The organism is Bradyrhizobium sp., assembly GCF_049519115.1.
Taxonomy (GTDB): Bacteria; Pseudomonadota; Alphaproteobacteria; order Rhizobiales; family Xanthobacteraceae; genus Bradyrhizobium.
Window position 1 is genome coordinate 71076 of record NZ_JBEKRB010000004.1, and the last position, 26864, is coordinate 97939.

Consider the following 26864-nt stretch of genomic DNA (forward strand, 5'->3'; position numbering starts at 1 on the left):
CAAGGCGGTTTGATGCCGCCTGAACACGCCATCTTGATTTCTGCTTCACCTTTTCCGGGCTCGTACCGGTGATCGGGTCAACCGAAGCCTGCCGTGCGTGCGCGGCAGGAACTGCGCGCCGCGGGCGCTGAGGAACTCCAACATCGCGCGAGCAGGGGGCAGCAGCACCTTGTCCTTGCGGGCGAGGACAAACCATTGCCTGACAACGGGGAGACCATCGACATCCAGCGTCACCAACCGCCGCTCATCGAGTTCGGTCGCCACCGTATGCGCCGAGATGAACGCAATACCGAGGCCGGCGATCACAGCCTGCTTGATGGTCTCATTGCTGCTCATGGCCATGCCGATGGTGGGCCTGACGCGGGCGGTTTCGAACAATTGCTCCATCAGGCCGCGGGTGCCGGAGCCAGGCTCGCGGGTCAGGAAAGTTTCCTCGGCGAGGTCAGCCAGCGCGATCCCGGCCTTTCGCGCCAGACGATGGCCGGTTGGCGCGATGATGACATGCGGATGATCGCCGATCAGGTGCAAGTCCATGTCGATATCCGCCGGCGGCCGGCCCATGATCGCGATGTCGAGATCGTAGCCGCGCAGCGCCAGGCCGATCTCCTGCCGGTTTCCGATCGACAGCGTTACATCGACGTCCGGATGCAATTTCGAAAACCCGGAGATCATGAACGGCACGAAATATTTCGCAGTGCTGACAGCACCGATCGAAATGCGTCCGGCGGTTTTTCCCGTCATCATCTCGATGGAGGTTTCGCAATCGCGGATCGCGGCTTCTATCCGCTCGGAAAGGGCGAGCACGCTGCGCCCGGCGTCGGTCAGGAGCATGCCGTCACTGGTGCGTTGAATCAGGGGAATACCGGCAAGCGTCTGCAAGTTCTGGATCTGCAGCGTGACGGCGGGTTGCGTCAGATGAAGCTGTTTCGCGGCAGCGGTGACCGAGCCATGCTTTGCAGCCGCGGCCAGCGCGCGCAACTGGCGCAGGGTCAATTCCCGCATGAAGCGGCTTGCCATCGCGACCTCCACTATAAGAAATACTTTGGTCAAACCAAAGATAAGAAAATTTCCTTAATTTTGCAAACTGGAGTGTTGTGAGGGTCGGATTGCCGAGCGGCAAGACGTTTGAATAGCCCCGAAGAGGGCGGCGAGAGGGGAACGGCCATGGACGAGCGCGTGACGCTGCGTTCGCATCTCGATCAGGTTTCGGCGCGCTCGCCTAACGTGTTTGCGATTGCCGAGGTGATTGAGGCGATCGCAGCCGCATCGATCGAACTGGGCGACCTTATCGCCGACGGGCCGATGGCCGGCATTACCGGCCGGCTTGGTGCCGTGAATTCGGCCGGCGACCAGCAAAAGGATATCGATCTTGCCGCTGATGGCATGATGCGCCGCGCGCTGCGTGCCGCGCCGGTCGCCGCGATCTTCTCGGAAGAATCTGAACTCCCGGAAGTCATCAATAGCGGCGCGCCGCTGTGCGTTGCGATCGATCCACTCGACGGCTCCGCCAATCTCGAAAACAATATTTCGGTCGGAACGATCTTCTCGATCCGACCTTGCGGAAGTGACGTTCTCTCCACGTTCTTCGAACCCGGGACCGCCCAATGTGCCGCTGGTTTCGTGGTCTACGGGCCTCAGACGACGCTGGTGCTCGCGCTCAATAACAGCGTCGATACTTTCATTCTCGATCGGCGTAACCGGGAGTTTTTGTTGACCGCGCGAGGCGTCAAGATCGCGCCGAACACGCCGGAATTCGCCATCAATGCATCCAATCGTCGGCACTGGCATGGGCCGGTACGGGCCTATATCGACGATTGCCTCGCCGGCACCGCCGGCAACGGTGAAGCAGATTTCAACATGCGCTGGATCGGCTCGCTGGTGGCAGAGACGCTTCGCATTCTGATTCGCGGCGGCGTGTTCCTATATCCAGCGGACGCCCGCCCCGGTTATCGCGAAGGACGGCTACGCCTGATTTACGAGGCCCATCCGATGGCTCTGATCATGGAATGGGCGGGAGGTGCTGCGACTACCGGGCGCCGGCGTATTTTGGAACTCGCCGCGAGGACTCCGCACCAGCGCGTACCACTGATCATGGGTTCAATGCGGGGGGTCGGCGACGTCGCCGCCATCCACGAAGGCACTGAGCCGATGTTCGATAATAGTGACGCCCCGCTGTTCGCGCGGCGCGGCTTGTTTCGCTAGAGCCCGGAAGAGCCGATGTCGCGCAGCTATCCGATTATTTCAATCACGGGCTCATCGGGCGCCGGAACGACGTCGGTGAAGAAGACATTCGAGAATATCTTTCGCCGCGAACGGGTTACCGCAGCCTATGTCGAAGGCGATGCTTTTCATCGCTACAACCGCGCCGAGATGCGCGCGAAAATGGTTGAGGAAGGCGAGAAGGGCAACAAGCACTTCAGTCACTTCAGCCCGGAGACGAATCTGTTCGAAGAACTTGAGAAGCTGTTTCGCGACTATGCGGAATCCGGCACAGGCACCACGCGCCACTATGTTCACGACGATGCAGAGGAGAAAATGTACGGGGCGGCGCCTGGTACATTTACCGAATGGGGACCGCTGCCGGAGAAGTCCGATCTTTTGTTCTATGAGGGCCTGCACGGCGCCGTCGTGACCGACAAGGTGAACGTTGCGCAATATGCCGACCTCAAGATTGGCGTCGTGCCCGTCATTAATCTTGAGTGGATCCAGAAGTTGCATCGCGATCGCAACGATCGCGGTTACACCGCGGAGGCGGTAACCGACACTATCCTGCGTCGGATGCCGGATTACGTGAATTACATCTGTCCGCAATTCGCCGAAACCGACATCAACTTTCAGCGCGTGCCGACGGTCGATACGTCGAACCCGTTCATCGCGCGGTGGATCCCGACCCCGGACGAATCGATGGTCGTGATCAGGCTCAAAAATCCCCGCGGCATCGACTTCCCCTATCTGCTCTCGATGATCCCGAACAGCTTCATGTCGCGCGCCAATTCGATCGTGATCCACGGCTCCAAGCTCGACCTCGCGATGCAACTCATTCTCACCCCGCTGATCCTGCAACTGATCGAACGCAAGAGGCGCACGGTATGACCGCCAGATCCTTGTCTCTCGCCCATCGTCCTGAGGTGGCGCATGCCGATATGGCGAATGCGATCCGCTTCCTGGCGATCGATGCCGTTGAGAAAGCTAAGTCAGGCCATCCAGGCATGCCGATGGGTATGGCTGACGTCGCGACGGTGTTGTTTTCGCGCTTCCTGAAATTCGATGCCGCGGATCCGTCCTGGCCGGATCGTGACCGCTTCGTGCTGTCGGCCGGTCACGGCTCGATGCTGCTTTACGCGCTGCTATATCTGACAGGATATGAAGGTGTCACGGCGGACGAACTGAGGGCTTTCCGGCAGTGGGGCTCGAAGACACCCGGTCATCCCGAATACGGTCATACGCCCGGGGTGGAGACGACGACCGGTCCGCTCGGCCAGGGCATTGCCACGGCGGTCGGCATGGCGCTGGCGGAACGGCTGATGAACGCGCGTTTCGGCGATCATCTCGTCGATCACTATACGTATGTAGTCGCCGGCGACGGCTGCCTGATGGAGGGCCTCAGCCAGGAAGCGATTTCGCTGGCCGGGCACTTGAAACTCAATCGACTGATCGTGCTGTTCGATGACAACCAGATTTCGATCGATGGACCGACATCGCTGTCGTGTTCCGACGACCAAATAGCGCGTTTTTCGGCGTCGGGATGGTCGGCGAGCCGCATCGACGGGCATGATCCCAAAGCTGTTGCGGCGGCGATAGAGCGAGCTCGGCAAAACGATCGGCCGTCGTTGGTCGCTTGCCGCACCGTGATCGGCTTTGGGGCGCCAAACCGTCAGGGCAGCGAAAAGGTACACGGCGCGCCGCTCGGCGCCGATGAAGTGACCAAGACCCGTGACGGGTTGGGCTGGCCGTATCAGCCGTTTGAGATTCCCGAAGCTGTACTTGAATCTTGGCGTGAGATTGGTGCGCGCGGGCAGGATGCGCGCCGGGCCTGGATCGAGCGAAACAAGCGCCTTTGTTCGGGCGCACGCTCGCCATTTCATGATGCGCTCAATCGAAAGCTGCCTGGCGCCTATACGATGGCGATGACGCGGCTCCGGGATCGTTTTGCCACGGAGCGGCCGACAATCGCCACGCGGCAGGCATCGCAGCTGGTGATCGATGTGATCGCAGAGGTGCTGCCAAACTTGCTTGGCGGCTCCGCCGATCTGACCCATTCCAATCTCACCCGCGCCAAAACGCAGAAGCCGGTGCGGCACGACCATCTCAAAGAGAATTACATTCATTACGGCATCCGCGAGCACGCGATGGCGGCCGCCATGAACGGCATCGCGTTGCACGGCGGTTTTATCCCCTATGGGGGAACCTTTCTGACGTTTGCCGATTACAGCCGGCCTGCGATCAGGCTCGCCGCCCTGATGGGTATCCGCGTCATCCATGTCATGACACACGATTCGATCGGGCTGGGCGAGGACGGTCCCACCCATCAACCCGTCGAACATCTCGCGGCGCTGCGCGCGATCCCCAATTTGCTGGTGTTTCGTCCCGGCGATGCCGTCGAGACCGCTGAAGCCTGGGACTGTGCGTTGCAGGCGTTATCCAGTCCGTCGGTGCTGTGCCTTTCGCGGCAATCTCTGCCGGCGTTCCGAACGGTCGCAGGCGAACCCAATCGTGTTGCTCGTGGTGCTTACGTCGTGGTCGAGCCGGATGGCGGTCGTGACGTCACGTTGATTGCAACGGGATCGGAGGTCGCGATCGCGCTAGAGGCGGCGAAGAGGCTGGCGGAAAGCAATGTCCGCGCCGCGGTTGTTTCGGCACCTTGCTTCGAACTTTTCCGCCAGCAATCGCGTGACTATCAGGCAGAAGTTCTCGGTAATTCTCCGAGGGTCGGTGTCGAGGCGGCCGTCGAGGGCGAGTGGGCACGTTGGCTCGGTGATGCCGGCGAATTCGTCGGCATGACCGGCTTCGGTGCGTCGGCTCCTGCCGAAGTATTGTACCGCGAGTTCGGCATCACCGCAGAGGCGGTTGCGGCAACAGCCGTGCGGCGCCTGGCGCGCAGGCGCATGGCGGTCACCCATTCATGAATTTTCCGCGGACCAGAGAGGAATTGCGATGGCAAGAATTACGCTGAGGCAATTACTGGATCACGCCGCCGAGCACGGCTATGGCGTGCCGGCTTTCAATATAAACAATATGGAGCAGGGGTTGGCGATCATGGAGGCCGCCGCTGCCGTCGATGCGCCTGTCATCATCCAAGCCTCGCGCGGTGCGCGCTCTTATGCCCACGACACCATGCTGTCAAAAATGATTGACGCGTTGGAGCAGATGTATCCGCAGATTCCGCTTTGCATGCATCAAGACCATGGCAATGAGGAGTCGACGTGCGCCACCGCGCTCCAGCACGGCTTCACGTCGGTCATGATGGACGGATCGTTGAAAGCGGACGCAAAGACCGCAGCCGGCTATGACTACAATGTCGATATCACCGGGCGCGTCGTTGAGATGGCGCACTGGATCGGCGCCTCAGTCGAAGGAGAACTGGGCGTACTCGGCTCGCTCGAGCACGGCGGCGGTGAACAAGAGGATGGTCACGGCGTCGAAGGTAAAGTCAGTCACGATCAACTGTTGACCGACCCAGACCAGGCGGTTGATTTCGTTCGCGCCACCAAGGTCGATGCGCTGGCGATTGCGATGGGTACGTCGCACGGCGCCTACAAATTCTCGCGCAAGCCGGACGGAGACATCCTGGCCATGAAAGTGGTCGAGGAAATTCACAGACGATTACCGAACACGCATCTGGTGATGCACGGCTCGTCCTCGGTGCCACAGCCGCTGCAAGACATGTTCAATCAATTCGGCGGGGAGATGCCGCAGACCTGGGGGGTGCCGGTTGAAGAAATCGTTCGCGGTATCCGGCATGGCGTACGCAAGGTCAACATCGATACCGATTGCCGCCTGGCGATGACCGCGGCATTCCGGAAAGTCGCTACCCAGAGCAAAAGCGAATTCGATCCGCGAAAATTCCTCAAACCGGCAATGGATGCGATGCGCCACTTGTGCCGTGAACGCTTCGAACAATTCGGCACGGCCGGGCACGCGAGCAAGATAAAGGTGATGCCGTTGGCTGAAATGGCCAAACGTTATCGCTCAGGCAGCCTCGATCCGCGGATCGGATCGATAGCCGACGCCGCAGAGTAGCCGATCACCCGCACATCCCCCAAAGGAGAACATCATGAACGAGCACTCGTTGACGGTTCGCGGCAAGGATCGCTACAAATCCGGCGTAATGGAATACAAGAAGATGGGGTATTGGGAGCCGGACTATGAGCCCAAGGACACCGACATCATCGCGCTGTTTCGGGTGACGCCACAAGACGGTGTCGATCCAATCGAGGCGTCGGCGGCAGTGGCCGGGGAATCGTCGACCGCGACCTGGACCGTGGTGTGGACCGATCGGCTGACCGCCGCGGAGAAGTATCGCGCCAAATGCTATCGTGTCGATCCCCTGCCAAATTCGCCGGGACAGTACTTCGCCTACATCGCCTACGATCTCGACCTGTTCGAGCCCGGCTCGATAGCCAACCTGACGGCTTCGATCATCGGCAACGTGTTCGGTTTCAAGCCGCTCAAGGCGCTGCGCCTCGAAGACATGCGGCTGCCGATCGCCTATGTGAAGACATTCCAGGGCCCGGCGACAGGCATCGTGGTCGAGCGCGAGCGTCTTGACAAATTCGGACGTCCGCTGCTCGGCGCAACGGTGAAACCGAAGCTTGGCCTCTCGGGCCGCAACTACGGACGCGTGGTCTACGAGGCGCTGAAAGGTGGTCTCGACTTCTGCAAGGATGACGAGAACATCAACTCGCAGCCCTTCATGCACTGGCGTGATCGATTTCTGTACTGCATGGAAGGCGTAAACCGAGCGCAAGCGGCGACCGGGGAAGTCAAGGGTACATATCTCAACGTGACCGCGGCGACCATGGAAGACATGTACGAGCGCGCCGATTTCGCCAAACAGCTCGGCTCGGTTATCATCATGATCGATCTGGTGATCGGCTACACCGCGATCCAGTCGATGGCGAAGTGGGCTCGCCGCAACGACATGATCCTGCATCTGCATCGTGCCGGGCACTCGACCTACACCCGGCAGCGCCTGCATGGCGTTTCCTTCCGCGTCATCGCCAAGTGGATGCGCCTCGCCGGCGTCGACCACATTCATGCTGGCACCGTGGTTGGCAAGCTGGAAGGCGATCCGGCGACCACCCGTGGCTACTACGACATCTGTCGCGAGGACTTCAATCCGATGACGTTGGAACATGGCGTGTTTTTCAATCAGCACTGGGCCAGCCTTAACAAGCTGATGCCGGTGGCGTCGGGCGGTATTCATGCCGGCCAGATGCACCAATTGCTGGATCATTTGGGGGAAGATGTCGTTCTGCAGTTCGGCGGCGGCACCATCGGGCATCCCAAGGGAATCCAGGCTGGCGCGACCGCTAACCGCGTCGCCCTGGAGGCGATGATTCTCGCCCGCAACGAGGGACGCGACTATCTGCACGAGGGACCGGAAATCCTTGCCAAGGCGGCGCAGACTTGCACGCCGCTGCGGGACGCGTTGGAAATTTGGAAAGACATCACCTTCAACTACGAGTCGACCGATTCGCCTGATTTCGTGCCGACCGCAACGCCTGCGATGTAACGGAAGCAAGAGGAGAACCACGATGAGAGTGACCCAAGGCTGCTTTTCCTTTCTTCCAGATCTGACCGATGGACAGATCACCGCCCAGGTCCAGTATTGCCTCGAAAAGGGTTGGGCGGTGAATATTGAGTTCACCGACGATCCGCACCCGCGTAACACTTATTGGGACATGTGGGGGCTGCCGATGTTCGATCTGCGCGATGCCGCTGGCATCCTGATGGAGCTCAATGAGTGCCGCAAGGTCTATGGCGACCGCTACATCCGCATGTCGGCGTTCGATTCCAGCCATGGCTGGGAATCCGTCAAGCTGTCATTCGTTGTCAACCGCCCGAAGGAGGAGCCGGGATTTCATCTGGAACGGCAGGAAGTCGATGGCCGTAGTATCCGTTACACCACGAAATCCTATGCCGTCGATCGTCCCGAAGGCTCGCGTTACGGTGGCAAGTGAGCGCGCTGGCCAGTTCACCTGTCGATGCTCCCGCTCCGACCGAGGCGCCGCCGGAGCAGGTCGACTTGCGTCGCGAGTTCAACGAGGTCGGCATCGGCGAGGTCCTCGATCAGCTTGATCGTGAATTAATTGGCTTGAAGCCGATCAAGACCCGCATTCGGGAGATCGCCTCGCTGCTGCTGATTGAGCGCATTCGCAAACGCATGAACCTGACGTCGGATGTGCCGACGCTGCACATGTCGTTTACTGGAAACCCCGGTACTGGCAAGACAACGGTGGCACTGCGGATTGCGAGTATTCTCCACAAACTCGGCTTCGTCCGCCGCGGGCAGGTGGTGTCTGTGACGCGTGATGAACTGGTCGGGCAATATATCGGCCACACAGCGCCGAAGACCAAGGAAATCCTGAAGAAGGCGATGGGAGGCGTCTTGTTCATAGACGAAGCCTACTATCTGCATCGGCCCGACAATGAGCGGGATTACGGCCAGGAAGCGATCGAGATACTGCTGCAGGTGATGGAATCGCAGCGCGAAGACCTGGTGGTGATCCTCGCCGGCTATGGCGATCGCATGGACAAGTTCTTCGCGAGCAACCCCGGCTTTCGCTCACGGATCGCGCACCACATCGATTTTCCCGATTACGCCGATGCTGAGCTGCTTGCCATAGCCGAGCTGATGCTGCGAGACATGAATTACAAGTTCAGTCCCGATGCGCGCGAAGCTTTCGTCCGCTACATCACCTTGCGTAAAAATCAGCCGCTGTTTTCCAATGCACGCTCGATCCGCAACGCGCTCGACCGCATGCGGCTGCGCCAGGCCAACCGTTTGGTCGCCGATCTGGATCGCATACTCACCGCCGACGACATCATGTCGCTGGAATCGTCTGACGTATTGGCAAGCAGGGTATTTTCGTACAACTCAATGGCTGAGATTAGCCGAAAGGAACCCTGAGCGATCTCGATAGAAACGAACGATATCGGCGTCCGTATTCGAGCCTCTGACTGCATTATCCAGGATGAGTGGTGGAAGAGAGAGCATGGCGCGTAACATTCTGATCCTTGGAGCCTCGTACGGCTCTTTGCTGGCGACGAAACTGCTCATGGCGGGCCATAACGTGACCCTGGTCTGCCGGAACAAGACCGCAGAGCTCATCAATCGCGACGGGACCGAAGTCCGCATCAAACTACGTGATGAGGCGACGCACCGGGCGATCTTTTCGCGCGACCTACCCGGACGCCTGGACGCCACGACGCCTGCTAACGTCGATCTTTCTCGTTATGATCTGGTCGGTCTTGCCATGCAGGAGCCGCAATACACTAACCATACGATTCGGGTTTTGATGATTAAAATCGCCGAGGCGAAGCTACCTTGCCTTTCGATCATGAATATGCCGCCGTTGCCCTATCTCAAACGGATCCCGGCATTGGCGAAAATGGATCTGGAGGAAGCCTACACCAACGCACGGGTGTGGGAACGTTTCAAGCCGGGGCTGGTGTCGCTTTGCTCGCCTGATCCGCAGGCTTTCCGGCCGCCGGAAGCGGCGCCGAACGTGCTTCATGTCGGCCTCCCGACAAACTTCAAGGCAGCGGCATTCGCAGAAGAGAGTCACAACATTCTGCTTCGGGAGCTGGAAGCCGACGTCGACGCGGTGAGGCTGGACGGCCAGGACGTTCCGGTGAAGCTCAAAGTATTCGATTCGCTCTTCGTGCCTTTGGCAAAATGGTCGATGCTATTGACCGGAAATTATCGTTGCATCACTCTGCACGAGCCGCAATCGATCCGAGACGCGGTGCACGATGATCTGGAACTTTCGCAATCGATCTATCAGCATGTGGATGCCATCGCTCGGCGCTTGGGCGCCGATCCGAAAGACCAGGTGCCTTTCGAGAAATATGCCAAAGCGGCAGAAAGCCTTCTCAAACCGTCTTCAGCGGCGCGAGCGGTGGCTAACGGAGCACCTTTCATCGAGCGCGTAGACTTGCTCGTGAAGTTGATTTCGCATGAGCTCGGCGTACCCAATGACGAGATCGACCACACGGTCCAGATCGTCGATCAAAAGCTCAACGAGAAGATCGTAGAGGGTGGATCCGGCGCGTTATGATCGGGTCGGCGACGGATTTTGGAAAATCACACGGTATCGTCCAGATACGATGCGACGATTTATAAAATTCATGCATACGATGGGAGCGATCGGGTTCATGGGCGCGATGGCGTGCTTGCTCGTATTGCTCAGCTTCACTCCGGCGCCGGCTTCGCTTTCGGAATATGCGCTGATGCGCGCGGCGATGGGCGGCATTGCGACTTGGATATTTCTCCCTTCGCTCGGGTTGATATTAGTCGCCGGCTTACTCGCCATGGGCATCAACAGCGCTTATCAAAGTGCCTGGTGGGCCTGGGCCAAGCTTGCTTCGGGTATGCTGGTTTTTGAGTGGGGTTTTGCGGCCGTTCAGGGACCGATGCAACAGGAAGCAGAACTAAGCGCCCGCGCTTTGGCCCACGAAGTCGACCCAGCTACTCTCGCGGCATCGCTGGGTGCGGAATGGAGTTCGCTCTGGGTGATGCTTGCAGTGGCAACAGCAAACGTGATCCTCGGCGTATGGCGGCCGCGCCTGACACGGCTTCCCGATTGATCCTGAACGAAGCGGCGGGCTCGCCCGCCCCGCTACTAATCCTGCGATTTTGTGCGCCAAGTTGCGATTTTCAGCGATTTCGCAGGAAAGCGTCCGATGTTTGCGTCGCTGCAAACATAGAGATGCAATGCGAATTCATCACTGCCAGGAGCGCCAGCGGCCAGCGCCAGCGGCCAGCGCCGGCGTCGCAGCCGCGGACAAGGCCGTGCTGTAGGCATCGGTCGACGCGTATCGCGCTTGCAGAAGCCGGGTTTGCGCAATGTTGAGATCCGTGGTCGAGCCAACACGATTGCGGCAGCTTGCAAGCGCACTGCCGAATGTCGTTTGTGCAGCCGCGGCAAGCGCATTTGCAGCGCTATAGGCCGACAGGCTTGCGCGGAGGCATTGTCGGCCACGACCAGCTGTCACACCGCGTCGTCCCGTTGGCGCGTGAGCCGTGCACGCTCCTCATCGGGCAGCTCAACAGCTTCGAGACGGCACCGGTCCGCGGCCGGAAGGTCAAGGAATGTCCGCGCCGACGGCTGTCGGCGACAGATCATGTGACATAATCTGGTGTTATGGAAAATGACGTAACAGACTTGCCGCACTCGGTTATGTCTGCCCCACGAGAAGATTCGCAGTCGCCGTCCGGTGGGGTCATGACCCTGTGTCTCCCAAAAGGTTGATTGCCGCATCGAAATTGTGGCAAATTCTTGCAATCCATTAAGACGCGGATTGTCCAAAACGTCGCAAGGATGGACATGCCAGCCCCCAACACGCAAAACGAAAGCACGCCCAAGGCGCCCGAAGCCGGAGGCCAGGAGAATACGGTGGCACGCACTCCCTCCATCATCGTCGGCGTCGTTGTGGCTGTCGTCGTCGCGCTATCCGTGTTCTATCTGTTGCGGCCTGAACCGTTGCTGGTCCAGGGCGAGGCCGATGCAACACGGCTGGACATCGCCGCGCTTACGTCGCAGCTTCTCCAAGTCTGCATATCGTCGACCGCTCCGGCACCCTGACGACGGCCGCACAGGATATCCGGTCCGGAAAGGCGATCTCGGCAATCTATATTCCGCCGGATTTCGAACGCGATCTGAAGGCCGAGCGCCGCCCGCAGGTCGTAGGCTTCTATAATCAGCAGTTTTTGACCGCGGCCGGCATTGCGTCCTCAGGCCTGAGCGACACGCTTTCGGCCGCGGCAGCGGCGGTGGCTCCCGCCCATCTCGCCGCTCCCGCGGCTGTGACGGTCGGAACGCTGACCGGGGAGACCATCGCGCTTGTCAATCCGCAGAAAAACTACGCGCAGTTCCTGCTGCGCGCCCTGCTGCCGATGATCATTCACGTGGTGATCACCCTGGCCGCCGGCTATTCCGTCGGGTCCGAATTCCGCCGCCGCGACGCGCGGGCCTGGCTCGAAAGCGCCGGAGGCGATCCGGTCGTCGCGCTGGTTGGCAAGCTCGCGCCGCTGTTTGGCATCTTCTTCCTGATCATGCTGGCCGAAGCGCTCTTCCTCGAGGGCGTATTGAAAATCCCCTTCAGGGGAGAACTGCCGCTGATGGTGGCTGCCGCCTCCCTGCTGATTGTTGCCCATCTGTCGCTGTTGCTGCAGCTTCTGGCCGGCGATCTGGCATCGGGACTGGGGCTTGCGGGTCTCTTCGTCTCTCCCGCATTCGGTTATGCCGGCGTCGGCTTTCCGACTGTCGGCATGAACGCGTTTTGCGCAAGGCTGGAGCGCGATCCTGCCGCTGCGCTGGTACATGGCCGTCTTGCTCGGACAAGCGGCGCGCGGATTGCCGGTCTCGGAGTCGGCTGTTCCTTTCGCCGCGCTTGCGGGCTTGACCGTGCTCTTTGCCGACCTCGCATTGCTGCGCATGGCAAGCCTGAAGTGCAAAGGCCGGTTTGAGGCGAAACCACCTCCCGAACAACCTGATATCAGCGAGGTGTCGCGAGGCATCGGCGGCGCCTTCAAGGCGGAGTGGCGCCGCGTGCTCGGAACAAAGAGCGCCTTCTCCTTGCTGATCCTGGCTCCCCTGATTTACCGCGTTTATTATCCGAAACCTTACCTGAACCAGATCCTGCGCAAGCTTCCGATCGCTGTCGTCGATAACGATCTGAGCGATATCAGCCGGCAGATTGTCGAGGTGCTGGATGCGAGTGGAGCATTGAGCGTTGTGGTTCGAGCCCGCACACTTGCCGAGGCGCGCACCGCAATCGATCGTGGAGAGGCTTTTGCCGCCGTCGAAATCCCGCCGGGCACCGAGCGCGACGTACTCAAGGGCATCACCGCTCACATCCCGATCCACGCGGATGCCACCTACCTGTTCATATTCAGGTCGACCGCAAGCGGCGTGGTCGCGGCCGTCGGGTCATTGACGTCCGATCTCGTTTCGCGAGGCGCGCTCCGACGGGAGCCTCGTCAAGGCGAAACTGGCGAGCTTGAGCCCGGCCGACGTTCTGCTGCAGCCGATCTTCAACCCCGTGGGCGGCTATGGGAGCTATGTCGTTCCGGCGGCGTTTGTGCTGATCCTGCAGCAAACACTGCTGATCGGGGCGGCGATGTTGACCGGCAGCGCACTGGCAAAGGCCGGCGGGGCGTTTACCAGCGTATTGGGCCGCGGCATCGCCCATCTGACCGTCTACCTTCCGGCGCTCACGCTTTATCTCATCGTGCTGCCACGTATCTATGGCTTTTCGACGCTCGGTCATCTTCCGCAACTCTTCGCGCTCGGAACCGTCTTTTTGCTGGCGACGAGCTTCATGGGACAGGCGATCGGAGCCTGGTTCAAGCGGCCGGAAAACGCGACCATTCTCCTGCTTGCGACCAGCCTGCCTCAGTTCTTCACCGCCGGCTTCGCATGGCCGCGCGAGGCAATCCCCGAAGCCGCCACCGCGCTGGGCCAGTTGTTCCCCGCAGACTCCGCGATCGATGGCCTCGTCCGCATCAACCAGCTCGGTGCCGGGATCTGGGAGGTCGCGCATGACTGGCTCGGGCTATGGTGTCTGACGCTAGCCTATTTCGCACTCGCCGTGATCTCGGCGCTCGCGGTCAAAAGGAGGCAAGAAAATGCGCGTGGCTAAGCGTGCCGCCATCTCTGCGATCGCGCTCGTGCTGGTCGCCGGCGTTTTGATCTATTCCGCGCGCCGTTCCGGACCGGCGCCCGCAATCGTTGGCGTCGTGCGCGCGACAGAAGTCAGGGTCGAGCCGGAGGTGAACGGCCAACTCGTGTCGATTGCAGTCGAGAAGGGCTCGCATGTGCACGCGGGCGATATCCTGGCGAGGCTTTCCGCTGTGGAATTGACCGCACAAGCGGATCAGGCGCGCGCCGCCCTCGCATCGACAACGGCAAACCGCAACAACGTCTATGTCGGCGTTCGTCGCGAGCAGGTCGACTCGCTGAAAGCCGGGATAGCCAAGGCGAATGCCCGCCTTGAATATGTCCAGGCCCAGCTGACAAGGACCAGCACGCTTGCACGTCAGAGCTTCGAGTCGCAGCAGGCGCTTGACCAGGCCGAAAATGATGCTGCAAGCGCGCGCGCTGATGTTGCGGAGGCGCAGGCGAACTACGACGCGGCGGTGGCGGGCCCGACGCGGGAGGAACGCACGATCGCCGACGCGCAGGTGCAGGCCGCAGCCGCCTCAGTGGCCGTGCTCGAGCGCCGCCTTGAAAAGATGATCTTGCGCGCTCCAACTGACGGTGTCGTCAGCGTCGTCGTCGCAGAAGTAGGCGAGAACGTTCGTGCAGGCCAACCGATCCTGATGGTCGAAGCGGCAGGCAAGCAATGGCTTTCGTTCAACGTGCGCGAGGACTATCTCGACGGTCTCTCGGTTGGAAAAGCCGTAGATGTGATGCGAAGCGGCACGGGTGGGGCGATCAAGAGTGTCGTTACCGGACTGCGGCCGCTCGGAACGTTCGCAACCTGGCAGGCCGAGCGGGTTATTGGGGATCATGACCGCAACACGCTGCGAATGCGGCTCGATCCGCTGGCACAGCCGGCAGACCTTGAACCGGCATGACTGTCTGGGTTGAGCATTGACAACACGGACTCGCGCAGGCCTTCGCGAAGCGCTTTGGGCGGGCGGTGTCTCTCTCGGCCTGACGGTTCCCGCGATTGCGCAAAGGGGCGTCCTGATGAATCTGCTTATGCAGCGTTGAAAGATTGAAGCGAAACCGCTGACTGGGACCGGAGAATATCTTTATCCCGCAGCATCACGCATCATGACCTTGAGCATTTCAGCGAGCACGCTCGCAATGGCGCTCCCGCCGCGCTCGTGGCCGATCAGCATCAGCGCCTGTGCATCATTGGCAAGCTCGCGGACGGTCACATAGACGAGGCGTCCGGCGCGCCGCTCGAATTCGATATCGAACGGCGTCAGGAACGTGATGCCGTTGTTCAGTATCGCGGCGTGGCGCATGATCTCGATGGCGTTGGTCTCGATGACCGGCTGCAGGTCGATGGCGGCGCGGGTGAAGGCGGCATTGAGATAGGGCCGGATCGCACTGCTGCTGTCGGCGATCACAAGCGGATAGTCGATACAATCGCCAAGGCGAATACTGGTGCGCTTGGCGAGCGGATGGTTCGGCGCCATCACCGCCCCGAGCCGGCCGACCGCGCGGGCCAGCACCTTCAGATTGCCGTCCTTGGTGAAGTCGAAGCCGATCCCGAGGTCGGCCTCGCCATTGGCGACGGCGAGCTGGATTTCTTCACCGGTGTTGAACAGCGTCAGGCTGAGCTTGACCCGCGGATTGGCAACACGAAACTCCTTCACCGTGCCCGGGACGAGGTTTGAGGCCAGCCCGCTCATCATCGCGACGGTGATCTCACCGCGCCGCAGGCCCTTTAGCTCTTCGATCTTGCCCTGCGCGCGCGTCAGTTCCTTCAGCGTCTGGCGAACGTGGCCGATCAGAACTTCGCCGGCTGCGGTCAGGATCAGCTTTTTCGGAAGCCGTTGAAAGATCGGTGTCCCCAGCTGGGTTTCCAGCGCCAAAATCTGTCGGCTGATCGCGGAGGCCGCAACATTGAGGTGGCTGGCCGCCTTGCGGATGGATCCGGTGCGGGCGACTTCATCGATATAGTTCAATAATCGGCTGTGCAACACGGTCCTGGCTCGCAAAAGGGTCGGCGCCCAGAATGCCGTCACGTTGCCTAAAAGGCAACGGATCTGCCGAATCTAGGTGCTTTCAAGCGATGAGGGAGGCGTGCAACATCGGCTCCATCAGGACAGATCGCGGGGAAACCCGCTGAAAGATTTCGGTTCAGGGATGGCTCTCAAATCTCGCTGGTGGTGGGATTTAACGACCCGTGACTTTGCCTCGCTCGATGCCGAGCGGACGGTCGCGATCCTTCCCGTCGGGGCCGTCGAACAGCACGGGCCGCATCTGCCGGTCGGGGTCGATGCCGCGATCAATGCCGGCATCGTCGCTCGTGCGCTTGAACTGATGCCGCAAGGCTGCCCGGCGCTCGTGCTTCCGATGACATCGGTCGGCAAGTCCGACGAGCATCTCGCCTTTCCGGGCACGCTCACTCTGTCGCATGAGACGCTGGGCCGGGTCTGGTACGAGCTTGGCGCGAGCGTGCATCGCGCAGGCCTGCGCAAGATCCTGTTCTTCAACTCCCATGGCGGCCAGCCGCAGGTGGCGGAAATCGTGTGCCGCGACCTGCGGGTCAAGCTTGGCATGTTTGCCGCAAGCGCGATGTGGCCGCAACTGATCGATATGCGCGATCTGCTCGATGCGGCCGAGATCAAGCACGGCATTCATGGCGGCCAGATCGAGACCAGCATGATGTTGCATCTGTACCCTGAACTCGTCGACCTGGCGCGTGTGGAGAATTTCTCGCCTGTCACGGTCGAGGTCGAGCGCGAAACGGAATTGCTTGGTCGAGGTGCGGCTTATTTCGGCTGGCAGGCGCAGGATCTGCATCTCTCGGGCGCCAGTGGCAATGCCGCCAAGGCCACCGCGGAGCTTGGCAAAGAGTTGGTCGAGCGCGCCGCCGGAGGGCTGGTGAAGCTCGTCGAGGAGATCAGCAACTATCCATTGTCGCGGTTGAGGACGCGCACCGCGTTCGACGGCGCGTAAGCGAATAAGCTTCAAAAGGAACAGTCGCATGCCATTCAGTGTTGCTGCGCTCGCACAAGCAAAGGCGTTCCGGATTTCGCCAAAGGACACCAATTATTTCGTGATGCTGTTCGATCAGGCGACGGATGCGATCAACAATATCTTCGTGGTCGAGATTTTTCGGCCCGGCGGCGCCACGCCACCGAACGAGCATGCAGCGGCGCACGAATTCTTTCATGTACTGCATGGCGAGGGTATTGCACGCTGCGACGGCAAGGCCGTGCCGATCCGCAAGGGCGACTCGCTGCTGCTGCATCCGGGATCAGAGCATGTGATCGAAAACACCGGCGCGGGCAAGCTCTACACTTTAACGGTGATGACGCCGAACGAAGGCTTTTCGGAATTAATTCGTGGCGGCGATCCGGTCGAACTCGATACGGAGGACATCCGTATCCTCGCAGGACTGTAGGCGATGGATGCCCGGTCACATCCCGGCCAGGACAATGAACACTTGCGGCCTCTCGGCCCGAGTAACCGCAATCGCTGGATGGTTTCGGAAGCGACCGCCGATCTGGTGCGGCGGCTGGTCCCGCCGCGGCCGCTTGCGGTGCCGACGGCCAACAAGCAAATCACTTTCGATCTCGCTCATACCGCCATCATCATCGTCGATATGCAGAACGATTTCTGTCATCCCGACGGCTGGCTTGCGCATATCGGCGTGGATGTCAGCGCGGCGCGAACGCCGATCGCGCCGCTCCAGCGCTTGCTGCCCGCGTTGCGCGGCCACGACGTGCCGGTCATCTGGCTCAACTGGGGCAACCGCCCGGACCGGCTCAATCTCAGCCCCGCGCTGTTGCACGTCTATAATCCGAGCGGCGCCGGCGTTGGGCTCGGCGACGCCTTGCCGGGCTCCGGTGCCAAAGTGCTCGAACGTGGCAGCTGGTCGGCGGCCATTGTGGACGAACTGGCGATCGATCCGTCGGACATCCATGTCGCCAAATATCGGATGTCGGGCTTTCAGGATACCGAACTCGACAGCATCCTGCGCAACCTCGCGGTGACCACCTTGCTGTTCGCCGGCGTGAATGCCGATCAGTGCGTGCTGTGCACGCTGCAGGATGCGAATTTCCGCGGCTATGACTGTCTGCTGCTCGAAGACTGCGCCGCCACAACATCGCCGGATTATTGCATGGCCGCGACCCTTTATAACGTCCAGCAGTGCTTTGGCTTTGTCGTCCAATCGGATGCGATTGTTTCCGCACTCGCGAATGCGGAGACGCCACGTGAGTGATGTTCAGTTGAATACGCTCGAAGCTTTGATCGCCGATCTCGGCGACATTCCGGTCATCACCGAATCCAAGGTCGTGCGCCGGCGCTCGCGCGATTTCTTCTGGTACAGTCCGATCCTGAACGAGCAACTCGACGGCAAGTCGGCCGATCTCATCGTCGCGCCACGCAATGAGGCCGATGTCATCCGCACCGCATCAGCCTGCGCGCGGCATCGTGTGCCGATCACGGTGCGGGCAGGGGGCACCGGCAATTACGGTCAGGCGGTGCCGCTGAAAGGCGGCGTGCTGCTCGACATCTCGGCCTTGACTGACATCGAGTGGGTCAGGCCGGGCCACTTGCGCGTCGGCGCGGGCGCCAAGATGAACGCGATCGACGCTGAGACGCAAACGTCCGGCTTTGAACTGCGGATGCACCCCTCCACCAAACGCACCGCCACCATTGGCGGCTTTGTCGCGGGCGGATCTGGCGGCGTCGGCTCCGTCACCTATGGCGGTTTGCGCGAGCACGGCAATATTCTGGCGGCGCGTATCGTCACCATGGAGGAGGAACCGCGCGTGATCGAGCTGCGTGGTGACGCCGCGCAAAAGATCAACCGCGCTTACGGCACGACTGGCATCATCACGGTGCTGGAAATGCCGCTCGCGCCCGCCTGGAAATGGATCGATGTCGTGGTCGCGTTCGACGAGTTCATGGACGCGGCCGCGTTCGGCTTTGAAGCGGCGCTCGCCGACGGCCTGGTCAAGAAGCTGCTCGCGCCGATCACCTGGCCGCTGCCGTCCTATTTCGGTGCGCTAAAGCCTCATTGTCCTGACGGCAAGAGTATCCTGATCGCCATGATCGCGGAGGCCTCGCTGGAAAGCTTCAAGGCGTTGTTGGGCAGCCGCGGCGCGATCACGCTGGAATCGCCGACCGACGACAGCCCGGGCCAGGTCCCGCTGTATGAATACACCTGGAACCACACCACATTGCAGGTGCTGAAGTCCGACCGCAGCGTGACCTATCTGCAATGTCTTTATCCGCATGATCGGCTGCTGGAAAAAGTCGCCGAGATGCGCGAGATTTTTCCAGACGAGGTGCTGCAACATCTGGAGTTCATCCGCTTTGGCGGCCGCGTCACTTGTAGTGGACTACCGGTCGTGCGCTACAACGATGCCGATCGCCTCAACGAGATCATCTCGCTGCACGAGCAGCGCGGCGTCTATATCGCAAACCCGCATGTCTACACGGTCGAAGATGGCAGCCGGTACAAGCGAGCGGACGCCGATCAACTCGGCTTCAAGCACGAGGTCGACCCGCACGGCCTCCTGAACCCCGGCAAGATGCGGAGTTTTGTCAGTTCCAGGCCGTAAAGATGCGCGTGCTCTACGTCTACTGCCATCCGCTCGACGACAGCTTTCATGCCGCCATCCGCAAAGAGGCTTTGGCGGGGTTAGCGGAAGCCGGCCACGAGGTCGACCTGCTCGATCTCTATGCCGAAGGTTTCGATCCCGTCCTGACCGCCGAGCGCCGCCGCGATTACCACGACCCCGCGCGCAACCGGCGCAACAACGAAGCCTATGCCGACCGGTTGATGGCGGCGAACGCGCTGGTCGTGCAATTTCCGACCTGGTCATTTGGGCCGCCCGCGATGCTCAAAGGCTGGTTCGATCGCATGTTCGGTCCTGGCATTGCGCTCGACCTTTCCGATCCCGGCCACGCCAGGCCGATGCTGCAACATATCGAAGGCATTAGTGGAATTACGACCTATGGCAGGCCGCGCTGGCAGGCGATCGGCATGTCCGATCCGCCGCGCCGGATCATCAAGCGCTATCTGCCGTGGTTCACGGGTAAAAATACGAGAGTCCGTTATCACGCGCTCTATCACATGAACGTCGCCACAGCTGAAAAGCGCGGGCGTTTTCTGGCCAAGGTCCGCCGCGAAATGCGCCGCTTCTAGCTTGGCGCGGCGGCGATCGCTTCGATTTCGACCACGAATTCCGGCCGGGTGAAGCCGGTGACGATCATCAGGGTCGAAGCGGGCGGAGTCCCCGGAAATTGCCGGTCGCGCACCCGCATATAGCCGGCCATATGCTCGCGGCCGGTGACATAGGCGTTCAGGCGAACCACGTCCGCCAGCGTCATCCCATCCTCGGCGAGGATGGCTGCGATATTCGTAAAACAAAGCTCGGCCTGCGCTTCGCAATCGGCGGGAACTTGCGCGTCGGCGCCGATGCCGAGTTGGCCCGAGGTGACCACCAGCCTGTGTCCGGCCGGCACCGCGATGCCGTGGCTATATCGTGCGAAGGGTCGCGAGATCGAAGACGGGGAGAGGGCGCGCAAGAGTAAATCGCTCCGCAAAGGTTTGCCGGATGCTAGGCCGGCCCAACGTTTTCGTCATCGGAAAATTTGCGAAGGTGGCTGGCGCGCAACATCGATGATTTTGCACCCATTGCCCATGAAAAAGGCGTTGCCTGAAAGGCAACGTATCGCTCGAATAAAAATGCTTTGAGGCGACAGCGAGCCTGTGCATCCTCGCATCTCGCGAAGACGGCAGTCGTCCTTGACAGCCGCTTCCGAACGTCTCTTCCCAGCGCTCGCCGGACGAAGCCAGCGCGATTCAGAGGTGCCCAATATGGCGATGAAAATCCTGTCCCGGATGATCGCAACCGCGCTGGTGGGGACTGTGGCCGTGGCCGCAACTCTCACGCCGGCGCTCGCCGCCGACAAGGTGACGTTCCTGACCAGCTGGTTCGCGCAGGCCGAGCATGGTGGCTTCTACCAGGCCAAGGCGAGCGGGCTCTATGACAAGGCCGGTCTCGACGTGACCATCAAGATGGGCGGTCCGCAGGTGAACGGAACGCAGCTTCTGCTCGGTGGCGAAGCCGACTTCATCATGGGCTACGATATCCAGGTTCTCAACGGCCGCGAGCATAATCTGCCGCTGGTGACGGTGGCGTCCTCGTTCCAGTTCGACCTGCAGGGGATCATGGCCCATGACGACGTGGCGGATCTCGCCGCGCTCAAGGGTCGGCCGATCCTGATCGCCGGCTCGTCGCGCTCGACGTTCTGGCCGTGGCTGCGCGCCAAATACGGCTACACCGACGACCAGATCCGCCCCTACACTTTCAACCTGCAACCGTTCTTCGCCGACAAGACCATGGCCCAGCAGGCCTACCCGTCTTCAGAGCCGTATCAGGCCGAGCAGCAGAACGAGAAGGTGAAGTTCTTCCTGTTCGCCGATGGCGGCTATCCGCCCTATGGCTCGACCATCGTCACCACCGAGAAGATGATCGCCGAGAAGCCGGACGTGGTGGCGCGCTTCGTCAAGGCATCGCTCGAAGGCTGGCGCGACTATATGAAGAATCCGGGCCCCGGCAACGCGCTGATCAAGGCCGACAATCCCAAGATGACCGACGGGCAGATCGAGTTTGCGCTGGTGAAAATGAAGGAGATGAAGGCGATCGACCGCGGCGACGCGGCAACGCTCGGCGTTGGCATCATCACCGTGGGCCGTTACAAGCAGATCTACGATTTCATGGTCGCAGGCGGCCTGCTCGACGCCAAGGTCGATTGGCACAAGGCTTTCGATGATCGCTTCGTCAAGGACCTGAAGATCATGAATTGAGGGACGGGCATGAACGCGCTGTTGCCCGCTGAGCCGTTCGATGAAAACGCAGGGCCCATGACGGCGTCCAGCGAGCGGCCGCCGGCCGTGGAGGTGCTGTCGGCCGAGAAGGTCTTCAGCAACGGCACGCGCGGGCTGGCGCCGATCGATCTTGCGATCGCCGACGGCGAATTCCTGACATTGATCGGACCGTCCGGTTGCGGCAAGAGCACGCTGCTCAAGCTGATCGCCAGTCTGATCGAGCCCTCCGACGGCCGGCTGTTGTGGTGGCGCGGCGACTTCGCGCATGTGGGAGAGGCAGGGCGTCGCCTCGCCTTCGTGTTTCAGGAGCCAACCCTGATGCCCTGGGCGCGGGTCGAGGCCAATGTACGGCTGCCACTTGAGCTTGCCGGCATGCCGAATGCCAAGGCCGATCCGCTGGTGATGGATGCGATTGCGAATGTGGGCCTTTCCGCGTTCAACCGGCATTTTCCGCGGCAGCTGTCCGGCGGCATGAAGATGCGCGTCTCGATCGCGCGAGCTCTGGTGACGAACCCCAATCTGCTTCTGATGGACGAGCCGTTCGGCGCGCTGGATGAATTCACCCGCAACAAGCTCGACGACGACCTCGTCAAGCTGTGGTGGGAACGCAAGCTGACGACGGTCTTCGTCACGCATTCGATCTACGAGGCCGTGTTCCTCTCGACCCGGATCATCGTCATGGCGGCCAATCCCGGCCGCATCTTCCGCACCATGACCATCGACCAGCCGCAGCCGCGCGATCAGGGATTTCGCGACAGCCCCAAATTTGCTGCCTATTGCCGCGAACTGTCGACCTGGCTTGCCGAGGCCTCGCTGCCTTCCACCGGGACTGCTTCGCCTGGAAGCGCATCGTGAAGCCACTGCTTGAATCCGAAACGTTTGTTCGCATCGCCGCGCCCGTCGCGGTCGGCATCGTGCTGTGTGCGTTGTGGGAGGGCGGCTTCCGGATGGCGTCGGTTCCGGTCTATCTCTTTCCCAAGCCGAGCGACATCTTCGCAAGCCTCGTGCAAAACGGCCCCTCACTGCTGCGCGCGCTTTTGGTGACCTTGCGCGTGACGTTGCAGGCGTTCGTCGCGGCCGTCGTGCTCGGCACGCTGATTGCCTTCATGTTCGTCCAGAGCCGCGCGATTGAGGTCAGCCTGTTTCCCTATGCGGTGTTGCTGCAGGTGACGCCGGTCGTTGCGATTGCGCCGCTGATCATCATCCTGGTCAAGAACACCCAACTTTCACTGACGATTTGCGCGACGCTGGTGGCGCTGTTTCCCATCATCTCCAACACCACGCTTGGCCTCCGCAGCGTCGATCCGGGCCTTGCCAACTACTTCCGGATGAATCGCGCCAACCGCCTGAAGACGCTGATCAAGCTTCGTATCCCCGGCGCGCTGCCTTATTTCTTCGGGGGTTTAAGGATCTCGAGTGGCCTGGCGCTGATCGGCGCGGTGGTCGCGGAATTCGTGGCGGGAACCGGCGGCCGCTCGTCGGGGCTTGCCTATGAGATATTGGATGCCGGATTTACGCTCGACATTCCGCGCATGTTCGCAGCCCTTTTCCTGATCACGTTGACGGGCGTGGTGCTGTTTGCGGCCATGGTGGCGCTGTCGCAGCTTGCCTTGTCGAACTGGCACGAAAGCGAGACGAGGGCGGAAACATGAGCGCGATGCTGATCGACAACGCTGCCGGCATCTTCACCGGCCTTCCGGGTGCCGCAATGCGCAGCTCCGGTCAAATCCGGATCCGCGATGGCGTGATCGTCGAGATCGGCACGCTTGAGCCTGTGCCCGGCGAACTCCGGCTCGATGCCCGCGGTGGCGTGGTCTATCCCGGTCTGATCTCGACCCACCATCATCTGTTCCAGAGCGTTTTGAAGGGCGTGCGGTCCGGCATCGACCTGCCGCTCGCCGGCTGGCTGCACGCGGTGCCTTATAGTTATTGGTCGAAATTCGACGAGGAAGCGCTGGCGGTTGCGGCCCGCATCGGGCTAGCGGAGCTGTTGCTGTCGGGCACGACGACGGTCGCCGATCATCATTATCTTTTCAGCGATACCTTCCGGTACGACCCGGCACAGGTGATCTTCGAGGTCGCGCGCAGCCTTGGGCTTCGCCTTGTGTTCTGCCGCGGCGGCGCCACCAAGGCTCGCCAGGTCATGAACGATCAGGACCCGGCGCAGCCGGTTGAAACGCTCGATCGCATGCTGCAATCGGTCGAAGCTTGCGCTCAGCGTTTCCACGACGCTTCGCCTGGTGGCCTGTCGCGGGTCGCGCTGGCGCCGACCACGCCGACCTGGTCACTCGATCCCGGCGAGCTCAAGGAAGTGATCGCAGCCGCGCGCCGGATGGGGGTGCGGGTGCACAGCCACCTCTCCGAGAGCACCGACTATGTCGATTTCTGCCTGTCGGTTCACGGCAAGCGTCCGGTGCATTGGCTGGCCGAGCATGACTGGCTCGGCGACGACGTGTGGTTTGCTCACCTGGTGCATCTCGATGAAGATGAGGTGCGCGTTCTCGCAAGCACCGGCACCGGCATGGCGCATTGTCCGCAATCCAACTGCCGCCTCGGTTCGGGTATCGCGCCTGCCGACGCGCTGGCGCGGCTCGGCGGCGCGGTATCGCTCGGCGTCGATGGCGCAGCCTCGAACGAAGCGGCCGACATGCTCTGCGAAATGCACAGCGCCTGGCATACCCATCGCGCAACGAAGGGCGCAGGCGCGGTGACGGCGGAAGACGTTGTGCACTGGGCCACCGCAGGCGGCGCGCGCGTGCTCGGCATGCCCCATGTCGGAACCTTGGCGGTCGGCCAGCAGGCCGACGTCGCGATCTTCAACCTCGATGAACCCCGGCATTTCGGCATGCACGATCCCCTGATCGCGCCGGTGACCTGCGGAGGGTCGGCGAAGCTCCGCTATCTTCTCATCGGAGGACGCATCGTTGTCGAAGACGGCGCCATTCCGGGGCTCGACCTGCAAAAACTGAAATCGGATGCCGCGCGTGTCGTGACGCGGCTGGCGGCTTGACGAACGCGGAGGAAATACCATGCTCAACACCAAGCAACCCGTGCTACGCCGTTTCTGGTACGCGCTGATGCCGATAGAACATCTCAAGGACGGGCCAAAACCCTTCACGCTTCTGGGCGAACCGATCGTGCTGTTTCTCGATGCCAAGGGCGAACCGGCCGCGCTGGAGGATCGCTGCTGTCACCGGACCGCGAAGCTGTCGAAGGGCTGGTGCAACAACGGCAACATTGTCTGCGGCTATCACGGCTGGGAATATGACCGCGACGGCAAGCTGGTGATGATCCCGCAATTTCCGTTCGAGCAAGCGATCCCTGATGCGAAGGCGCGCTCGTTCCGCGCCAAGACCCGCTATGGTTATGTCTGGGTCGCGCTCGATGAGCCCTTGAGCGATATTCCCGACATTCCCGAAGACAGCACGCCGGGCTATCGCCGCATCAACCAGTTCTACGAAAAATGGAACACGGCCGCGCTGCGGTTGATGGAGAACTCTTTCGACAACGCGCACTTCGCCTTTGTTCATAAGGGCACGTTCGGCGATATCAATCAGCCCAAGCCCGAGAAATACGAGATCACCGAGAACGATGACGGCTTCGATGCCGAGACGATCATCACGGTTCGCAATCCACCCGGTGCCTATCGGATCACCGGCACGACGCAGCCGACCACCAAACGTCATCAGCGCAACAAATGGTTCATCCCGTTCTGCCGGCGCCTCGACATGGAATATCCCTCCGGCATTCGCCACATCATCTTCAACTGCGCGACCCCGATTTCGGACGGCCAGATCCAGGTCGTTCAATTGCTGTTCCGCAACGACACCGAAGCCGATTGCTCGACGAAGGAGCTGATCGATTGGGATGCCGCGATCATCGCCGAGGATCGCGACATGCTGGAATCCACCGATCCCGACGCCATTGTCGACATGGGCCGGAAGATCGAGATGCACATGCCGTCCGACCGGCCCGGCATGATCATGCGCAAGCAGTTACTGGAATTGCTGCGCGCGCATGACGAAGTGGAACTACCGAGGGAGCGCGTGGCGTGAGCCCGAGGCCTGCGGATCAGCCGGTCAACCCGGATATAATTCAGCTCGCCTTCGCAGCGTAGGTGGGCTCGAGCCGCGAGCGCAGGAAATCAGCGCCGGTGATCGGGGCATATTTGGCCGGCCGGTCAGGGGTGATGCAGGTCGGCAGACACGCCACCATGGCGTCCGGGTTGGGGTCGAGAAAAAACGCGACCGAATAGCGGTCCTTGTTCGGCGGACTGACCACCTTGTGCGGGGTCGAAACATAGACGTCGTTCGACCATCGCATCAGGCAATCGCCGATATTGCAGACAAAGGCGCCGGGCACGACAGGCGCATCGAGCCAGCGGCCCGAGCGATCGCGGACCATCAGGCCTCCGACCGCATCGGTCGCGAGCAAGGTGACGTTGCCGTAGTCGGTATGCTCGCCCGCGCCAAGCTGACCATCGGGCTGGGGGCCTTCGACCGGCGGATAATGAAGCAGGCGAAGCGTGGCGATCGGTTTGTCGAGGCTGGTCTCGAAGAAGTCGCGCTCAAGTCCAAGGTCGAGTGCGAAGCCGTGATGCAGATCGCATCCCAATCGCCAGACGCGATTGAAATAATCGAGCATCGTGTCACGAAAGCCCGGCAGCTCCGGCCACAGGTTGGCCGATCGGAACGGTGCGCGGGCGAGCAGTTCCGGATCGTCGGGCGCGAGTTCGAGACCGATGTTGAAGGCCTCCTTGACGTCGGCAGGTTTGTCCGGATCGAGGCTCTCGCCGCCGAGCCGGATGTAACCGCGGTTTCCGCTGGCGCCGCTGAACGAGGCCGCGTCGCGCACCGGCGCTGGTGCCGTGAACAAGGCGGCCGAATCTTCGAACACTTTGGCCATCAGAGAAGCGGGAACGCCGTGTCCGGTGACGTAGAAGAAGCCGACCTCTCGGCAAGCACGGCCAAGGGCATCTGCGACAGTCTGGGCTTTCTCGGAGGAGCCGTCCAGCAGCGGAGCGACGTCAATCACGGGAATGGAGTTCATGGATACGTCCTCACTGGTTGTCGACGATAGAGTTGGTTCCGATCATCATTCCG

At 61.2% G+C, this 26864-nt stretch carries 28 protein-coding genes and 1 pseudogene; 24 read left to right on the forward strand and 5 right to left on the reverse strand.

From position 1 onward, the window contains the following. Positions 1-45: 45 nt before the first annotated feature. Positions 46-1017: a LysR substrate-binding domain-containing protein gene (locus ABSE61_RS05435; protein WP_423870055.1), complete on the reverse strand. Its 972-nt coding sequence runs from the start codon at positions 1015-1017 to the stop codon at positions 46-48. Between the two features lie 147 nt (positions 1018-1164). Here ABSE61_RS05435 and ABSE61_RS05440 point away from each other — a divergent pair, with 147 nt between their 5' ends. From ABSE61_RS05440 to ABSE61_RS05480, 9 genes are all read left to right on the forward strand, one after another. Further along, positions 1165-2202: a class 1 fructose-bisphosphatase gene (locus ABSE61_RS05440; RefSeq protein WP_423870056.1), complete on the forward strand. Its 1038-nt coding sequence runs from the start codon at positions 1165-1167 to the stop codon at positions 2200-2202. Between the two features lie 15 nt (positions 2203-2217). Further along, positions 2218-3093, forward strand: coding sequence for a phosphoribulokinase (locus ABSE61_RS05445; RefSeq protein WP_423870057.1), 876 nt, complete (start codon positions 2218-2220; stop codon positions 3091-3093). Then, complete coding sequence (tkt, locus tag ABSE61_RS05450; RefSeq protein ID WP_423870058.1) at positions 3090-5126, forward strand: transketolase; 2037 nt, start codon at positions 3090-3092, stop codon at positions 5124-5126. Before ABSE61_RS05445 ends, tkt begins: the two co-directional genes overlap by 4 nt. Positions 5127-5154: 28 nt before the next feature. Next, positions 5155-6240 carry a class II fructose-bisphosphate aldolase gene (gene fba, locus ABSE61_RS05455; RefSeq protein WP_423870059.1) on the forward strand — a complete coding sequence of 362 codons (1086 nt, stop codon included), beginning with the start codon at positions 5155-5157 and terminating at the stop codon, positions 6238-6240. A gap of 34 nt (positions 6241-6274) precedes the next feature. After that, positions 6275-7735 carry a form I ribulose bisphosphate carboxylase large subunit gene (locus ABSE61_RS05460; RefSeq protein ID WP_423870060.1) on the forward strand — a complete coding sequence of 487 codons (1461 nt, stop codon included), beginning with the start codon at positions 6275-6277 and terminating at the stop codon, positions 7733-7735. 22 nt (positions 7736-7757) lie between these two features. Continuing rightward, on the forward strand, positions 7758-8183 hold the full coding sequence (locus tag ABSE61_RS05465; protein ID WP_423870061.1) for a ribulose bisphosphate carboxylase small subunit: 426 nt from the start codon (positions 7758-7760) through the stop codon (positions 8181-8183). Then, positions 8180-9133 (forward strand): CbbX protein, encoded by a 954-nt coding sequence (gene cbbX / locus ABSE61_RS05470; protein WP_423870063.1) that lies wholly within the window; start codon positions 8180-8182, stop codon positions 9131-9133. Before ABSE61_RS05465 ends, cbbX begins: the two co-directional genes overlap by 4 nt. 85 nt (positions 9134-9218) lie before the next feature. Beyond that, positions 9219-10283: a ketopantoate reductase family protein gene (locus tag ABSE61_RS05475; protein ID WP_423870064.1), complete on the forward strand. Its 1065-nt coding sequence runs from the start codon at positions 9219-9221 to the stop codon at positions 10281-10283. A gap of 49 nt (positions 10284-10332) precedes the next feature. Continuing rightward, on the forward strand, positions 10333-10812 hold the full coding sequence (locus ABSE61_RS05480) for a hypothetical protein (RefSeq protein WP_423870065.1): 480 nt from the start codon (positions 10333-10335) through the stop codon (positions 10810-10812). 138 nt (positions 10813-10950) lie between these two features. Here ABSE61_RS05480 and ABSE61_RS05485 read toward each other — a convergent pair whose 3' ends face one another. Further along, the gene (locus ABSE61_RS05485; protein WP_423870066.1) at positions 10951-11220 is read right to left on the reverse strand and encodes a hypothetical protein; all 270 of its coding nucleotides are present in this window, start codon (positions 11218-11220) and stop codon (positions 10951-10953) included. Between the two features lie 332 nt (positions 11221-11552). Between ABSE61_RS05485 and ABSE61_RS05490 the strand changes: the two genes are divergently transcribed. The 5 genes and pseudogenes from ABSE61_RS05490 to ABSE61_RS05510 all read left to right on the forward strand — a co-directional run bounded on the left by ABSE61_RS05490 (position 11553) and on the right by ABSE61_RS05510 (position 14806). Continuing rightward, positions 11553-11810 carry a hypothetical protein gene (locus tag ABSE61_RS05490; RefSeq protein ID WP_423870067.1) on the forward strand — a complete coding sequence of 86 codons (258 nt, stop codon included), beginning with the start codon at positions 11553-11555 and terminating at the stop codon, positions 11808-11810. Beyond that, positions 11807-12694 carry an ABC transporter permease gene (locus tag ABSE61_RS05495; RefSeq protein WP_423870160.1) on the forward strand — a complete coding sequence of 296 codons (888 nt, stop codon included), beginning with the start codon at positions 11807-11809 and terminating at the stop codon, positions 12692-12694. The genes ABSE61_RS05490 and ABSE61_RS05495 overlap by 4 nt, the downstream gene beginning before the upstream one ends. Then, a pseudogene (locus tag ABSE61_RS05500) lies at positions 12663-13055 on the forward strand (ABC transporter permease); the annotation flags it as partial. The gene ABSE61_RS05495 and the pseudogene ABSE61_RS05500, both read left to right, overlap by 32 nt. 172 nt (positions 13056-13227) lie before the next feature. Next, positions 13228-13869, forward strand: coding sequence for an ABC transporter permease (locus tag ABSE61_RS05505; RefSeq protein WP_423870068.1), 642 nt, complete (start codon positions 13228-13230; stop codon positions 13867-13869). Continuing rightward, positions 13856-14806, forward strand: coding sequence for an HlyD family secretion protein (locus tag ABSE61_RS05510; protein ID WP_423870069.1), 951 nt, complete (start codon positions 13856-13858; stop codon positions 14804-14806). Before ABSE61_RS05505 ends, ABSE61_RS05510 begins: the two co-directional genes overlap by 14 nt. Positions 14807-14986: 180 nt before the next feature. Here ABSE61_RS05510 and ABSE61_RS05515 read toward each other — a convergent pair whose 3' ends face one another. Further along, positions 14987-15889 carry a LysR family transcriptional regulator gene (locus ABSE61_RS05515; RefSeq protein WP_423870070.1) on the reverse strand — a complete coding sequence of 301 codons (903 nt, stop codon included), beginning with the start codon at positions 15887-15889 and terminating at the stop codon, positions 14987-14989. A gap of 163 nt (positions 15890-16052) precedes the next feature. Here ABSE61_RS05515 and ABSE61_RS05520 point away from each other — a divergent pair, with 163 nt between their 5' ends. From ABSE61_RS05520 to ABSE61_RS05540, 5 genes are read left to right on the forward strand one after another with little or no spacing between them, the layout of a single operon-like run. Then, positions 16053-16868 (forward strand): creatininase family protein, encoded by an 816-nt coding sequence (locus tag ABSE61_RS05520; RefSeq protein ID WP_423870071.1) that lies wholly within the window; start codon positions 16053-16055, stop codon positions 16866-16868. Between the two features lie 28 nt (positions 16869-16896). After that, positions 16897-17316, forward strand: coding sequence for a cupin domain-containing protein (locus ABSE61_RS05525; protein WP_423870072.1), 420 nt, complete (start codon positions 16897-16899; stop codon positions 17314-17316). Between the two features lie 3 nt (positions 17317-17319). Beyond that, positions 17320-18138 carry a cysteine hydrolase family protein gene (locus tag ABSE61_RS05530; protein ID WP_423870073.1) on the forward strand — a complete coding sequence of 273 codons (819 nt, stop codon included), beginning with the start codon at positions 17320-17322 and terminating at the stop codon, positions 18136-18138. Then, positions 18131-19486, forward strand: a complete 1356-nt coding sequence (locus ABSE61_RS05535; RefSeq protein WP_423870074.1) for an FAD-binding oxidoreductase — start codon at positions 18131-18133, stop codon at positions 19484-19486. Before ABSE61_RS05530 ends, ABSE61_RS05535 begins: the two co-directional genes overlap by 8 nt. Positions 19487-19488: 2 nt before the next feature. Beyond that, a complete protein-coding gene (locus ABSE61_RS05540) occupies positions 19489-20073 on the forward strand; it encodes an NAD(P)H-dependent oxidoreductase (RefSeq protein WP_423870075.1) in 585 nt (194 codons plus the stop codon). On the opposite strand, the gene ABSE61_RS05545 is transcribed toward ABSE61_RS05540, so the two are convergent. Continuing rightward, positions 20070-20456, reverse strand: a complete 387-nt coding sequence (locus ABSE61_RS05545) for a RidA family protein (RefSeq protein ID WP_423870076.1) — start codon at positions 20454-20456, stop codon at positions 20070-20072. The genes ABSE61_RS05540 and ABSE61_RS05545 overlap by 4 nt on opposite strands. Positions 20457-20748: 292 nt before the next feature. On the opposite strand from ABSE61_RS05545, the gene ABSE61_RS05550 reads away from it, so the two are divergent. From ABSE61_RS05550 to ABSE61_RS05570, 5 genes are read left to right on the forward strand one after another with little or no spacing between them, the layout of a single operon-like run. Next, the gene (locus ABSE61_RS05550; protein WP_423870077.1) at positions 20749-21741 is read left to right on the forward strand and encodes an ABC transporter substrate-binding protein; all 993 of its coding nucleotides are present in this window, start codon (positions 20749-20751) and stop codon (positions 21739-21741) included. Between the two features lie 9 nt (positions 21742-21750). Then, on the forward strand, positions 21751-22617 hold the full coding sequence (locus ABSE61_RS05555) for an ABC transporter ATP-binding protein (protein ID WP_423870078.1): 867 nt from the start codon (positions 21751-21753) through the stop codon (positions 22615-22617). Beyond that, positions 22614-23414: an ABC transporter permease gene (locus ABSE61_RS05560; RefSeq protein WP_423870079.1), complete on the forward strand. Its 801-nt coding sequence runs from the start codon at positions 22614-22616 to the stop codon at positions 23412-23414. Before ABSE61_RS05555 ends, ABSE61_RS05560 begins: the two co-directional genes overlap by 4 nt. Further along, on the forward strand, positions 23411-24772 hold the full coding sequence (locus ABSE61_RS05565; protein WP_423870080.1) for an amidohydrolase family protein: 1362 nt from the start codon (positions 23411-23413) through the stop codon (positions 24770-24772). The genes ABSE61_RS05560 and ABSE61_RS05565 overlap by 4 nt, the downstream gene beginning before the upstream one ends. A 19-nt stretch (positions 24773-24791) precedes the next feature. Then, a complete protein-coding gene (locus ABSE61_RS05570; protein ID WP_423870081.1) occupies positions 24792-25817 on the forward strand; it encodes an aromatic ring-hydroxylating dioxygenase subunit alpha in 1026 nt (341 codons plus the stop codon). A 40-nt stretch (positions 25818-25857) separates the two neighbouring features. On the opposite strand, the gene ABSE61_RS05575 is transcribed toward ABSE61_RS05570, so the two are convergent. After that, positions 25858-26811 (reverse strand): isopenicillin N synthase family dioxygenase, encoded by a 954-nt coding sequence (locus tag ABSE61_RS05575; RefSeq protein ID WP_423870082.1) that lies wholly within the window; start codon positions 26809-26811, stop codon positions 25858-25860. Positions 26812-26864 lie beyond the last annotated feature (53 nt).